The sequence below is a fragment of the Alkalicoccobacillus plakortidis genome (assembly GCF_023703085.1).
In the GTDB taxonomy this organism is placed as follows: domain Bacteria; phylum Bacillota; class Bacilli; order Bacillales; family Bacillaceae_D; genus Alkalicoccobacillus; species Alkalicoccobacillus plakortidis.
Window position 1 is genome coordinate 1,302,945 of sequence record NZ_JAMQJY010000001.1, and the last position, 14,253, is coordinate 1,317,197.

The following is a 14,253-nucleotide window of genomic DNA, read 5'->3' on the forward strand; positions in this document are numbered from 1 at the left end:
ACCATTATGTGAGGTTAAACAACATAATGGTTCGGTCAGCTTTTTTGATAAATCTATTCTTTTGGTAGTGCCTTCATGACATTGCGAACGGAATCAGCTGATTGATCTAGCTGCTTCTTTTCATCTGCAGTCAATTCTAGCTCAATAATTTTTTCGATACCGTCTCCGCCAAGGATTGTAGGTACACCAAGATAAAGATCCTCGTAACCATACTCTCCTTCAAGATAAGCAATTGTTGGTAGAACTCGTTTTTTATCTTTCAGAATGGCTTCAACCATCTGTGTAAGTGATGCAGCTTGGTGCGTAGTAAGCACTGCCGTTTCCAAGCAATCCTACGATCTCCCCGCCGCCTTTACGAGTCCGTTCGACAATTTCACTAATTCGTTCTTCAGAAATTAAGCTTGTAAGTGGTACACCACCTACTGCTGAATAACGGATCAGTGGAACCATGTCATCACCATGACCACCAAGAACAAATCCTGTAATATCCTCAACTGAGATGTTTAATTCCTCAGCGATAAATGTACGGAATCTTGCCGTATCAAGTACACCTGATTGACCGATGACACGGTTTTTAGGGAATCCAGATTCCTTGTAAACCGTATACGTCATCGCGTCAGCCGGGTTAGTAAGCACGATGATATAACAATTAGGCGAGTGTTTTACAACTTCTTTAGTAACAGATTTCATGATACCGGCATTTGTACTGACTAAGTCATCACGGCTCATTCCAGGTTTACGAGCAATACCTGCTGTGATGACAACTACATCAGAATCCTTTGTATCTTCATAACTTGAAGTCCCGGTAATCTTTGAGTCTGTACCTTGAACTGGCGTTGATTCAAACATATCTAACGCTTTCCCTTTTGTTGGTCCTTCCATATCAGGAATATCAACAAGTACCACATCACCTAGCTCTTTCTGTGCTACCATCAATGCCGTTGTCGCTCCTGTGAAACCTCCACCAACTACTGAGATCTTTCTGCGTTTTATAGCCATATAACGTCCACTCCTTCAATCGGTATCATCTGTTTTACTAGTATTATTTGAGGTTTTTAATTAGTTCGTCTGCAAATCCTGAGCATGATACCTCAGTTGCTCCATCCATTAAACGAGCGAAGTCATACGTTACTACCTTACTAGCAATCGTTTTGTCCATAGAATTCATAATAAGGTCAGCAGCTTCGTTCCAGTTTAGGTGGCGTAATAATAGCTCTCCAGATAATAGAACAGAAGATGGATTTACTTTATCAAGTCCAGCGTATTTTGGAGCAGTACCGTGCGTTGCTTCAAAAATTGCATGGCCAGTATCGTAGTTGATATTTGCTCCAGGAGCAATACCAATTCCACCAACCTGTGCAGCAAGTGCATCAGAGATGTAATCGCCATTTAAGTTCATTGTTGCAACAACATCAAACTCTTTTGGACGAGTTAGAATTTGTTGTAAGAAGATATCAGCAATTGAGTCTTTAACAACAATCTTGCCTGCAGCTTCTGCTTCAGATTGTGCTTTATCAGCAGCTTCTCTTCCATCAGCTTCAACAATCTTGTCATACTGTGCCCATGTAAATACTTTATCTCCATACTCACGTTCAGCAAGTTCATAACCCCATGCTTTAAACGCTCCTTCAGTGTACTTCATGATATTTCCTTTATGAACAAGCGTTACACTCTTACGTCCTTCAGTTAGTGCGTAGTCAATCGCTGCACGAACTAGACGCTCTGTTCCTTCTTTAGAAACAGGCTTAATTCCAATTCCAGAAGTTTCAGGGAAACGAATTTTCTTAGCTCCCATTTCATTTTTCAGAAATTCGATAAGTTTCTTCACTTCATCTGAACCCTCTTGATATTCGATACCAGCATAGATATCCTCAGAGTTTTCACGGAAAATAACCATATCTACTTCTTCTGGACGTTTAACTGGTGAAGGTACACCATCAAAGTAGCGAACTGGACGCAAGCATGTGTAAAGGTCAAGCTCTTGACGAAGCGCCACGTTTAGAGAACGAATTCCTCCGCCAACTGGAGTTGTTAGAGGACCTTTAATTGCAATTAGATATTCACGGATTGTATCAAGAGTTTCTTCAGGTAACCAGCTTCCAGTCTCGTTAAAAGCCTTCTCTCCTGCAAGAATCTCTTTCCAAACGATTTTCTTTTCTCCGTTATATGCTTTCTCAACTGCAGCATCTAAAACACGAGAAGCCGCTGCCCAGATATCTGCGCCAATACCGTCTCCCTCGATATAAGGAATAATTGGTTCATTTGGTACATCCAACACACCATTGTTTACTTTAATAATCTCTCCACTAGACATAATATTTGACCTCCTGAAAAGTTTTGACCGACGTTAATCGGACATACTGAAATATTATATGTACTAGGAGGAATATTCCTCCTGTAACACCCTTCTTAACGTTGCTCTAAAGGAACAAACTTTTGTTTACCTGGCCCTACATACTCGGCTCTAGGTCGAATTAATCGATTGTTTGCATACTGTTCAAGAATATGAGCAGTCCAACCTGACGTACGGCTAATCGCAAAAATCGGTGTAAATAAATCGTGTTCAATTCCCAAACTATGATAAACACTTGCAGAGTAAAAGTCTACGTTTGGCAAAAGACCTTTTTCTTTTGTAACTAATTCTTCAACACGTATAGACATATCATACCACTTTGTTTCCCCAGTCGTGTCTGTTAATTGTTTAGACATGTCACGAAGGAACTTTGCACGTGGATCACCATTCTTATAGACTCGGTGTCCAAAGCCCATTATTTTCTCTTTTTTCTCAAAGGCGTTTTTGATGTAAGTTTCTACTTGATCAACTTCGCCAATGTCAGAAAGCATCTTCATCACAGCTTCATTTGCTCCACCGTGAAGTGGACCTTTTAGTGCTCCTATTGCCGATGTGATACCAGAGTAAACATCTGAAAGCGTAGCAACACAGACTCTTGCAGTAAATGTTGATGCATTCAATTCATGATCAGCATGAAGTACAAGCGCTTTATTAAATGCTGTTACTTCAAGATCTTCAGGTATTTCACCCTTCAACATATAAAGAAAGTTAGCTGCAAAGCTTAATTCTTTATTTGGCTTAACAGGCTCTTGACCTTGTCGAATTCTAGAAAACGCTGTCACAATCGTTGGGATTTGTGCTTGGATACGTAGAGCTTTTGCACGATTAGCCTCTTCGTCCATTTTGTCAGCCTCTTCATCAAATAAACCAAGTGTAGAAATGGCTGTGCGTAAAACGGCCATTGGGTGTACTTTATCAAGAGGAAGCGTTTTTAATTGATCTAATACCTGCTCGGGTACTTCAGCATTAGAAGCAAGTTCATTAGAAAAGGATTTAAGCTCTTCTTGATTTGGCAATCTTCCATTCCAAAGAATGTAGACAACTTCTTCAAAACTAGCATACTCAGTTAAATCATTAATGTCATAGCCTTGATACGTTAAAACATCATCAATTATAGAACTTACACTAGACGTAGTAGCTACGATACCTTCTAAACCTTTAGTACTGGTCACGCAGATCTCCCCTTTTCAATCAAACTTATAGTGTAGTAAAAAGTAAATGCTTTCATTTCATTTTTCGCATGAATTCAATTACTAATCAAAAAGCACAACCACATTTATCTTACCTTGACCTTTATCTAAGCTCAATTAAAGCGACTCATTTTTTATGAAATGGATAATCGTTTTTGAATCAACCGCCCAAATTCATAAAAAATGTGACCGCCTTCATTGTCAAATACGCTACACCAGCTCCAATTAATGGACCGACAGCAACACCATTAAATAGTGCAACAGCAAGGATCGTTCCAATGACAAGAGCTACCGTAATATGTGGATCATTTTGCAGAAGATCTATCCCATTTGCTGCAACTAGAGCAACCAATATCCCTGCTCCAAGTGCAATCCACGCATATGAGGATCTAACTGCTTCAGCAAGGTGTTTGAAACCAATGTCACCAGTCACAATTGGAGTTAGTACAGCAATTGTAATAACAGTCACACCAATATTTAAACCTTTTTGCTGAAGAAGTGGAAATAGTTTATCTCCAAGTCCCACCCACTTGACAACAAGCAAAAATAGAACAGCAATCATAAGCGATTGATTTCTCGCCACGACAGCAATCCCCAGTAAAATCAACATAAACAAGGTGGCATGAGAAATCAAATGGTGAACCCAACTTTCTTCTTAGCAATTCATAGTTATCATATCATAGTTTAAATCTTTCCGCTATATCTGTCGATTTAAGAGGAAGCGAGCGAGGAAAGGTAAGAAATTTATACATTTTACCGTCGCGACATGACTATAACTTGCCCTTTACGAAACAGATGATACACCCATTTAACAACAAGTGCCTTAACTGCGGCTCTAGTGAATGGTATAAACAAAAAGATTCCAATTAGATCAGTGATAAAACCTGGTAAAAGCAACAAAGCTGCACCGATAAAAATACAAATGCCGTCCAATACAATCCCTGTAGGTGGCTCTCCCTTACTTGCCTGCAGACGCATCACTCTAATTGCTTGAAGTCCCTCTTTTTTAGCAAGCACTAAACCTAATAGGCTTGTCATGACCATCAGTGCCAAAGTTGCCCAAATACCAATCCACTGAGCCATAAAATAAATGCCTGCGATTTCTAGAACAGGTATGATGACTGCAAGTGCAACAATATATTTTTTCATTCAATAACTCCTCTATTTATATAATAAAGATAAAAAAACTGGAGAAGGAAATCCTTCTCCAGAATTATTATAGTACACTCGCATGACCTCTGTAAATGTCACCACGTGCACTGTCGACTGTAACTTCTTCACCATCTACAAAGAGTTTCAGTGCTGCTTCTACTCCAACAATAACAGGAGTCGCTAGATTTAATCCTACAACTGCTGCGTGAGATGTTAATCCACCTTCTTCAGTTATAACTGCTGCAGCTTTTTCAAAGGCTTGGGATCATATCTTTGTCCGTGCTATACGTAACAAGAATTGCACCTTCAACCATTTTTTCATTTGCTTCTTCTGCATTATTAGCAATAACAACTTTTCCTGATGCCGAACGACGACCAATACCTTGTCCCTTTGCAACTACTTCACCAATAATGTGTACCTTAAGTAAGTTCGTTGTACCAGGCTCTCCAACTGGAACACCAGCAGAAATGACTACCAGATCTCCTTGGTTGATTAAGCCAGATTCTCTTGCCGTTTCAACTGTAGATTCAAGCATTTCATCCGTTGTACCTGCTCTTGAACCAAGAAGTGGCTCAACGCCCCATACTAGATTTAATTTGCGGTATTCACGTTCATTTCCTGTAACAGCCAAGATAGGTGATTTCGGGCGGTATTTAGAAGCAATACGTGCCGTATAACCACTTTCAGTTGCTGTCAGGATAGCTGCTGCACTTAACGTTTCTGCTGTAAATACAACAGATTGTCCAACCGCGCTCGTAATAGAAGGTTTTGCTTCTTTTGTTTTCTTTCTTAGGATCGCTTCGTAATTCAACGCTTGTTCCGTTCTAGTAGCAATGTTATGCATGGTCTGTACAGCCTCAACAGGATAATCCCCAGCTGCTGTTTCTCCAGATAACATAATCGCATCTGTACCATCAAAAATTGCGTTTGCTACATCACTCGCCTCTGCACGTGTTGGACGTGGGTTGCGTTGCATTGAGTCAAGCATTTGTGTAGCAGTAATAACTGGTTTAGCGACAGCATTAGACTTTTTGATTAGTTGCTTCTGTACTAATGGGACTTCTTCAGCAGGAATTTCTACGCCTAGGTCTCCACGAGCAACCATTAATCCGTCAGAAACTTCAAGAATTTCATCAATATTGTCTACGCCTTCTTGGTTTTCGATCTTCGGAATAATTCCGATTGATCCTGCATCATTTTGCTCTAGAAGTTCGCGAATCTCCAATACATCTGACGCTCTTCGAACAAATGAAGCTGCGATAAAATCAACATTTTGCTCAATTCCAAATTTGATATCTGCTGCATCCTTATCCGTCATACCTGGCAAGTCTACGCTAACATTCGGAACGTTACAGCCTTTTTTATTTTTTAGAACTCCATTATTCATAACCTTTGTGATTAGTTCATCTTGACCAATCTCAATAACCTCTAAACCAATTAATCCATCATCCAATAAAATGATAGAACCTGGATGCACATCATTTACAAGACCTGGATATGTAATAGAGATTTTACTGCTATTCCCCACCACTTCAGTCATTGATACAATCAATTCCTGTCCTGCTTTTAATTCTGCTACTCCACCTTCTAGAGTTTGAGTGCGAATTTCAGGGCCTTTTGTATCTAAAAGAATAGCTACGGTTTTACCGGTTTTTTTAGATGCTTCTCGGATGTTTTCGATACGAGCACCATGCTCTTCGAAATCACCATGTGAAAAGTTAAGTCTCGCCACATTCATACCAGCTTCAATTAATTGAACTAGCTTTTCCACCGTTTCACTTGCCGGTCCTATCGTACATACTATCTTGGTTTTACGCATATATTCCTCCTGGTTATATTAATTAATTAATTCAATAAACGTATACATTTGTTCAATGCATTTTGAATGATGTTAAATGGATAGCTCTTGAGAAAGAGTATACATGTCTAAATCAACTGTGTGTTCCACAGATAGTGCTTCGTTAATGTCATGATGGACTAACTTGTTTTGTTGAATACCAACTGTCACTCCTGATTTTCCATCAAGCAATAAATCAACAGCCTTTGCTCCTAGTCTACTTGCAAGCACACGATCTGCACCAGTTGGTGATCCGCCTCGCTGAATATGTCCTAGAACCGTTACTCTTGTTTCCATATTAGTCGCTTCTTTTAATCGTTGACCAAATTCCATTCCACTACCGACACCTTCAGCCACAATAATGATACTGTGCTTTTTGCCACGCTCTTGTCCTCGTTTTAATCGGTACGTAATTTGATCAAAATCATAATCAGCTTCCGGAATTAAAATGGTTTCTGCTCCATCAGCAAGTCCTGCCCATAAAGCAAGGTCTCCTGCATGACGTCCCATTACTTCAATGATATACGTACGCTCATGAGAAGTCGCTGTATCACGGATCTTATCAATCGCATCAATAACCGTATTTAAAGCTGTATCAAAACCTATAGTAAAATCAGTTCCTGGAATATCATTATCAATCGTTCCTGGAACCCCGATTGTTGGGAAACCATGTTCAGTAAGTTTCTGAGCACCTCTATAAGAGCCATCTCCACCAATAACAACTAAACCTTCTATACCAAACTTATTTAATTGCTCGATTCCTTTTTTCTGACCCTCAAGTGTTTTAAATTCCTCGCAACGAGCCGTATAAAGCATTGTCCCACCACGATGAATAATGTCACCTACAGTTCCAAGCTCCATTTTCTTGATGTCACCTGCAATTAAACCTGCGTAACCATAATAAATTCCATAGACCTCTATATCATGGTAAATGGCTTTTCGCACAACTGCACGAATTGCAGCATTCATACCGGGAGAATCGCCACCACTAGTTAAAACACCAATTCTTTTCAAACTTTTTCCTCCTCACTCACTCATAAACATCAAACATGTCCTATTCTATTTTATCATGCTCTCAAATAAAGAAAATACCATGTTCAAGTAAAGAATACAAACTTTCAACGAAAAAAGAAGAATTCTTATGTGTAAGAACCCTTCCTTCTCCTATCTATTCACAGAACTTCAATTGAATTCCTGCCCATTTGCTTATATTTTTCATTTCTTGATAAAAGTAATTCTTCTTCTGAAAGATTATTTAATACAGCTAAAGACTCAGCGATCACTTTGCCAATCGTGTGCGCTTGTGTTTCCACATCCAAATGCGCTCCACCCTTTGGTTCAAATATAATTTCATCGATAATTTCAAGTTTCTTTAGGTCTGGCGCAGTAATCATCATTGTTTCAGCCGCTCTTTGGGCTTGAGTTGCATCTTTCCATAACAAAGCAGCCGCACCCTCTGGAGAAATAACCGAGTACGTCGAATTCTCTAGCATATGAATCTGATCAGCTACACCTAAGGCTAGTGCACCACCACTCCCGCCTTCTCCAATAACAATGGAGATTACAGGCACTGAAAGTCCTGCCATTTCGAGTAGGTTTCGTGCAATGGCTTCACTCTGACCACGTTCTTCAGATTCTTTACCTGGATCTGCCCCTTTAGTATCAATAAAACAAATAATTGGACGTTTGAATTTATCTGCTTGCTTCATTAACCGTAAAGCTTTACGATAACCTTCTGGTCGAGGAGATCCAAAATTACGACGAATATTTTCTTTTGTATCTTTTCCTCGCTGATGGCCAATTACTGTAATGGGTTGCCCATTAAACTTTGCAATCCCACCAACAATTGCTTCATCATCACTAAATAAACGATCCCCATGAAGTTCGATAAAATCTTCAAATAGGTATCCAATATAGTCCAGTGTGGTTGGTCTTTTGTTGTTACGGGCTATTTGAACTCGTTCCCAAGGCTTAAGATTTCCGTAGATCTCTTTTTCGAGTTCATGAAGACGATCTTCCATGCGTTGAATTTCAGCAGACAGATCAATGTCCTTTTCATAAGCAAACGTTTGTAATTCCTCTATCTTCTCTTTTAATTCACTAATAGGCTTCTCAAAAACCATTTCATTTCCCATTTGTATAGATGACTCCCTTCTCTAGGACGGCGTATGCATATCTAGAATTTTAGTCAGCGTATCTTTCATTTCATGCCTTGGAATGACTCGATCTAGCTGACCATGTTTCAGTAAAAACTCCGCCGTCTGGAAGTCTTCTGGAAGTTCTTGTCTTGTTGTTTGTTCAATAATTCTTCTTCCGGCAAACCCAATCAGTGCACCAGGCTCAGCAAAATTATAATCACCAAGTGAAGCAAAACTAGCTGATACTCCTCCAGTTGTTGGATGAGTCATGATGGATATATATAATCCTCCAGAACGATTCAGCATCTGAAGAGCAGAACTTGTTTTCGCCATCTGCATCAGACTTAATACTCCCTCCTGCATACGTGCTCCACCTGAGGCAGTAAACAACAATAACGGCCGCTTTAACTCGATTGCCTGCTCAATAGCTCGAGTTATTTTTTCTCCTACTACCGTTCCCATACTTCCCATTCGAAAACGAGAATCCATAATAGCGATAACCACGGGATAACTGTTCATTGTACCCTCACCCGTTACAACCGCTTCGTTAAGTTTTGTTTTTTTCCGATCAGCAATTAGTTTTTCTTCATAACCAGGAAAATTAAGCGGGTTTTTGCCAATGAGATCTTTATCATATTCAGTAAAAGAATTCTCATCCAACAAGCTTTCAATTCGTTCATAAGCAGACATCCGATGATGATGTCCACAAGACGGGCACACCTGAAGATTTTTCTTGAAATCCTTGGTGTACAAAATCGTTCCGCAGTTTTGACACTTTGTCATGAGACCTTCAGGCACTTCCTGTTTGGCTCGTTCTGACGGAATCGTGGCATAGCGTTTTTTCTTTGAAAATAAATCCTTAAGCATGTCTGCACCTCACTAGCATCGAATTGAATCTCTACTAAGATAATCGATTGCTGAACAAGTAGTAGCGGGTATCTCAATTGAGATCCCAAAAATCGTGATACACGTGTATTGACTATGGATAATATATAAGAACCAGGAATGAAATTCAATCAAACGTAAAAAAAAGTGTTATAAATTCATTATATTCGCTGATTAGTCCAAGCATTCCTGCTGAAAAAACTATTATAACATACAACAAGCCGGCGATTATCCTCCGGCTTGTTGTATGTATAATTGAGAATCGTTTTAATCTTTGATTAACGTCATCTCTCTTGTGCGTTGAGCTACTTCTTCTGGGTCAACTTTAATACGTGCAACTCCAGTTTCCATAGCTGTTTTAGCTACTGCTGCTGCAACAGCTGGTGCTACACGAGCATCAAACGGTGCAGGGATTACATAATCAGTTGTAAGCTCTGATTCGTCAATTAAGTTTGCGATCGCATATACGGCTGCAACTTTCATCTCTTCATTAATATGTGTAGCACGAACATCAAGCGCTCCACGGAAGATTCCAGGGAAAGCCAGTACGTTATTTACTTGGTTAGGGAAGTCAGAACGACCTGTTCCAATTACTGAAGCTCCTGCTGCTTTAGCGTCTTCTGGCATAATTTCTGGAACTGGGTTCGCCATTGCAAAGATGATCGGGTCATCATTCATGCTCTCAACCATTTCTTTTGTTACAGCGCCTTCTGCTGATACTCCAATAAAGACATCTGCCCCTTTAATCACATCAGCAAGTGAACCTTCTAAACGCTTAGAATTCGTTTGTTTGGCTACTGCATCTTTAATTGGGTTCATACCATAGCTTCTACCTTCAAAAATAGCGCCTTTTGTATCACACATTACAATTTCACGCACACCAAGACTAAGCATCAATTTAATAATCGCAATACCAGCAGCTCCTGCTCCATTGGCTACAACTTTAATTTCAGATAGCTTTTTGCCACTTAATTTTAATGCGTTAATTAAACCAGCAAGTGTAACAATTGCTGTACCATGTTGGTCATCGTGGAAAATTGGAATATTTGTTTCTTTTTTTAGACGCTCTTCAATTTCAAAACAATCTGGTGCAGCTATATCCTCTAAGTTAACCCCACCAAATGTTGGTTCAAGTAATTTAACCGTTTGGATAATCTCTTCGACGTTGTTTGTACGTAAGCAGATCGGAAATGCATCGACTCCGGCAAATGATTTGAATAAAACAGCTTTACCTTCCATTACTGGTAAAGAAGCTTCTGGTCCAATGTTTCCAAGTCCTAATACAGCTGTCCCATTACTCACAACTGCAACCATGTTGCCCTTCATTGTATATTCATAAACATTCTCTACATCTTCAAAAATTTCCTTACACGGTTCGGCAACACCAGGAGAATAAGCTAGGCTAAGATCTCTGGCATTTCTGACTGGAACTTTCGCTTTCGATTCTAGTTTCCCTTTGTTCAATCTGTGAATGTGTAGGGCTTCCTCTCTTGTCGTTGGCAAAATATCCACTCTCCTTATGATATATATATACTTGACCTACATTTGGCCTGTCCTCTAACAAACACACTAATTATAAACAAAACTAGAGGTTGAGCCAAGTGTATTGGCTTCTAAGTTCAGAAAAATCACGATTTTTTAAGTTTAAAAAGTCTTCTATGATGGTTACAGCGCAAACAAACATTATTTTAGAACGACATTCTCTTCTCCTAAAATTGTTTTTAATTCACTCAGAATGTGGTCAGATAGATCTACCCTATAATCAACCGGCATATTCCGTCTCTCATTTGTATCATAAAAATAAAAAACAACGTCTGTACTTCCTTCTGATTGTAATAGCAAAGACTCTACCTGGTTAAGGTGATCTGACTCCGAAGACGTTCGAATAAATAGTATTTTTTTACGAGTTCGAGCTTGAAGCTTGTCTAAAGGTAGGGCACGGTCAATAAGAAACTGTACTTTTTCACGACTGTCATCCATTTTTCCTTCTAAAAAAACGAGCTGATTAGGCTTTAGAAAATGGCCGCTCTCCTTCCACACACGAGGAAAAACGGTCGCTTCACATTGTCCACTCTCATCTCCTACTTTCAGAAAAGCCATAGGATCTCCTTTTTTTGTCGTAATTCTCCGGACGTCTTCTACCATACTAGCAATACGAATTTTTCCTTTTTGATGAAACGCCTCATCAATTGTCATTCGATTATACCTATCGAGAACATTTGAATATTCCTCAACAGGATGGCCAGATAGGTAAAAACCAAGTGCTTGTTTTTCATACATTAATTTCTCAGTGGGAAGTAACGACTCTGCTTCTAAATAAGCTTGGTGCAGGCGGATTAAGAGTAAAAAGCCCCTCTGTCTCAGCTTGAAATTCACGAACACTTTGTCCGTATTCAAACGCCTCATCTAGCGATCGTAATAATACAGAACGTTCCAACTGCCACTCATCAAAAACGCCCGCCTTAATTAAACTTTCTACCGTTCGTTTTGGAACAAGCTGCGGGCTTAGTCGTGTACAAAAATCAAATAAATGAGCAAACGGCTTTTGAGTACGTTCTCGAATGATTTCTTGGACAGCCTTCACCCCTACATGCTCAATAGAAAGCAAGCCAAATCGAATCCCATTTATGTCATATGTAAACAACTGCTGGCTTTTGCTAATCGACGGCGGTTGAATGACTTGTTCATGCTGCTTGGCTTCTATCAAATAGAAAGAAAGCTTCTCTTGATTATGCCATACAGAAGATAGAAGTGCAGTATAAAATGCGGAAGAATAATGCGTTTTAAGAAAGGCAAGCTGATAACTTAATAGGCTATAAGCAACAGCATGGCTTCTATTAAAACCATAATTAGCGAATCGTTCAATTAATCCATAAGCATGCTCAGCAATCCGCTCTTCATATCCAAGCTGAATGGAACGATGAACAAAGTCTCTTTTTTGTTCATGAAGAGATTCTTCATTCTTTTTACTGATTGCTCTCCTTAATAGATCTGCTTCAGCCATTGAATAGCCTGCTAGCTTAGATGCTAACTGCATAATTTGCTCCTGGTATACAAGCACACCATAGGTTGGACTTAGTATGGATTCTACATCATCATGCAAGTATTCAATAGGTCGCTTATGTTGTTTGCCTTCAATGTAGGTTGGAATATATTCCATAGGACCTGGACGATACAGGGCATTAACAGCCACAATATCTTCAAATTCTGTAGGACCTAATTGAGTGAGTACATTTCGCATTCCATCAGACTCAAGCTGAAAAACTCCCGTAGTATCTCCACTAGCAAGCAGCTTAAAGGTTGGTTTGTCATCTAACGGAAGCTCATTTAGTTCGATCAGCTTTTGTTCTTGTTTACGTACACTTGTCAAAATCGTTTCCAACAGCGTTAAATTTCGCAAACCCAAAAAATCAAATTTCAACAATCCAACCTGCTCAACGACTTCCATTGAAGCCTGAGTCAAGGCAATTCGGTCTCGACCTTGCTGCAGGGCCACACGCTCAGTTAAAGGTTCAGCACTAATAATAAGTCCTGCGGCATGCGTTGATGTATGCCTCGGTAATCCTTCAATCGCTTTTGCAGCTCTCGTTAACGCAGCTACCTCACTATGATCCTCAATCAATTGATAAAACGTTTTACTTTGTTCAATGGCTTTTGTAATCGTCATTTTTGGCGTTGATGGCACCTCTTTAACCACTCGTTCTAATAAGCCTGGTTCAGTGCCAAGAGCTTTTGCTGTAGCACGAATCGCAGCTCTTGCGGCAAATGTACCAAACGTTAGAATTTGTGCAACGTGCGTGGCTCCATATTTTCCTTGCACGTATTCAATCACTTCATCACGCCTGTGATCCGGAAAATCTATATCAATATCAGGCAGAGTGATTCGTTCAGGGTTTAAGAAGCGTTCAAATACAAGGTTATATCTGATAGGATCGACATGAGTAATAAACAAACAATAAGCAACAAGCGAACCTGCTGCAGAGCCCCTACCTGGTCCAGCCAAAATCCCTTTATTTCTTGCATACTTCATAAAGTCCCACACGATGAGAAAATAATCACTAAAGCCCATTTGCTCAATGACTGTCAGCTCATACTCTAATCGCTCTTTTACTTCTTTTGATTCAACCTGATATCGACTTTTTAAGCCTTGCTCACAAAGAGTTCTTAGATAGGTGGTTGCAGTCTGATCAGTTAATGGGAATTTCGGCAATCGAATAGCCAGATCAAGATCTACATTAGTTGAAGCAGCTAATGATTCACTCGCTTTAATTGCTTTTGGAAACGCATGAAAAAGAGATTCCATCTCTCGAGCAGATGGTAGCTCATACTTCGTGTCATCTATATCTTCTGGACTGTTATCCAAATCGATAGCTCGTAATAATTTATAGGTATATTGGTCTTTGTCACTCAAATAACGAATCGGCTTGGACGCAATTAATTGAATATTTTGGTCACTGGCAAACGAAGATAGTTGATGCTGAAAGTCTATATCCTCGTCTATCTGAAGTTCTAAATACCAAGAATGATTCCCATTTTTCCAACTGTCCAACCATAATGCAACCTGTTGTGGTTGACTTGCCTGCAACCATCGATAAATAAACACTTGCTTATACGGGACAATCACTGTACATTCATCAACCTTAGCGTCTAACCATTCTTGTTTTGAAAGATACTTCTGTTTGTCATCCTTCATCCCA

General features: G+C 39.6%; 10 protein-coding genes and 2 pseudogenes. All 12 read right to left on the reverse strand.

The window, feature by feature from the left end:
- Positions 1 to 53 precede the first annotated feature (53 nt).
- Positions 54 to 999 (reverse strand): annotated as a pseudogene (mdh, locus tag NDM98_RS07030) (malate dehydrogenase).
- 43 nt (positions 1,000 to 1,042) lie between these two features.
- On the reverse strand, positions 1,043 to 2,314 hold the full coding sequence (gene icd / locus NDM98_RS07035; protein WP_251605731.1) for an NADP-dependent isocitrate dehydrogenase: 1,272 nt from the start codon (positions 2,312 to 2,314) through the stop codon (positions 1,043 to 1,045).
- Between the two features lie 95 nt (positions 2,315 to 2,409).
- Positions 2,410 to 3,525 carry a citrate synthase gene (gene citZ, locus NDM98_RS07040; RefSeq protein WP_251605733.1) on the reverse strand — a complete coding sequence of 372 codons (1,116 nt, stop codon included), beginning with the start codon at positions 3,523 to 3,525 and terminating at the stop codon, positions 2,410 to 2,412.
- 178 nt (positions 3,526 to 3,703) lie between these two features.
- Positions 3,704 to 4,177, reverse strand: a complete 474-nt coding sequence (locus tag NDM98_RS07045) for a DUF441 domain-containing protein (protein WP_251605734.1) — start codon at positions 4,175 to 4,177, stop codon at positions 3,704 to 3,706.
- A 119-nt stretch (positions 4,178 to 4,296) separates the two neighbouring features.
- Positions 4,297 to 4,692: an FxsA family protein gene (locus NDM98_RS07050; protein WP_251605737.1), complete on the reverse strand. Its 396-nt coding sequence runs from the start codon at positions 4,690 to 4,692 to the stop codon at positions 4,297 to 4,299.
- 67 nt (positions 4,693 to 4,759) lie between these two features.
- Positions 4,760 to 6,515, reverse strand: a pseudogene (pyk, locus tag NDM98_RS07055) (pyruvate kinase).
- 72 nt (positions 6,516 to 6,587) lie between these two features.
- Positions 6,588 to 7,547: a 6-phosphofructokinase gene (pfkA, locus tag NDM98_RS07060; protein WP_251605740.1), complete on the reverse strand. Its 960-nt coding sequence runs from the start codon at positions 7,545 to 7,547 to the stop codon at positions 6,588 to 6,590.
- Positions 7,548 to 7,705: 158 nt separating this feature from the next.
- Complete coding sequence (gene accA, locus NDM98_RS07065) at positions 7,706 to 8,668, reverse strand: acetyl-CoA carboxylase carboxyl transferase subunit alpha (RefSeq protein ID WP_251605743.1); 963 nt, start codon at positions 8,666 to 8,668, stop codon at positions 7,706 to 7,708.
- 21 nt (positions 8,669 to 8,689) lie between these two features.
- Entirely contained in the window at positions 8,690 to 9,538 is an 849-nt protein-coding gene (gene accD / locus NDM98_RS07070; RefSeq protein ID WP_251605746.1) for an acetyl-CoA carboxylase, carboxyltransferase subunit beta, read from the reverse strand.
- A gap of 285 nt (positions 9,539 to 9,823) precedes the next feature.
- Positions 9,824 to 11,059: an NADP-dependent malic enzyme gene (ystJ, locus tag NDM98_RS07075; protein WP_251605749.1), complete on the reverse strand. Its 1,236-nt coding sequence runs from the start codon at positions 11,057 to 11,059 to the stop codon at positions 9,824 to 9,826.
- A 180-nt stretch (positions 11,060 to 11,239) separates the two neighbouring features.
- A complete protein-coding gene (locus NDM98_RS07080; protein WP_251605753.1) occupies positions 11,240 to 11,836 on the reverse strand; it encodes an OB-fold nucleic acid binding domain-containing protein in 597 nt (198 codons plus the stop codon).
- Between the two features lie 7 nt (positions 11,837 to 11,843).
- Complete coding sequence (locus NDM98_RS07085; RefSeq protein ID WP_251609008.1) at positions 11,844 to 14,249, reverse strand: DNA polymerase III subunit alpha; 2,406 nt, start codon at positions 14,247 to 14,249, stop codon at positions 11,844 to 11,846.
- Between the last annotated feature and the right edge of the window lie 4 nt (positions 14,250 to 14,253).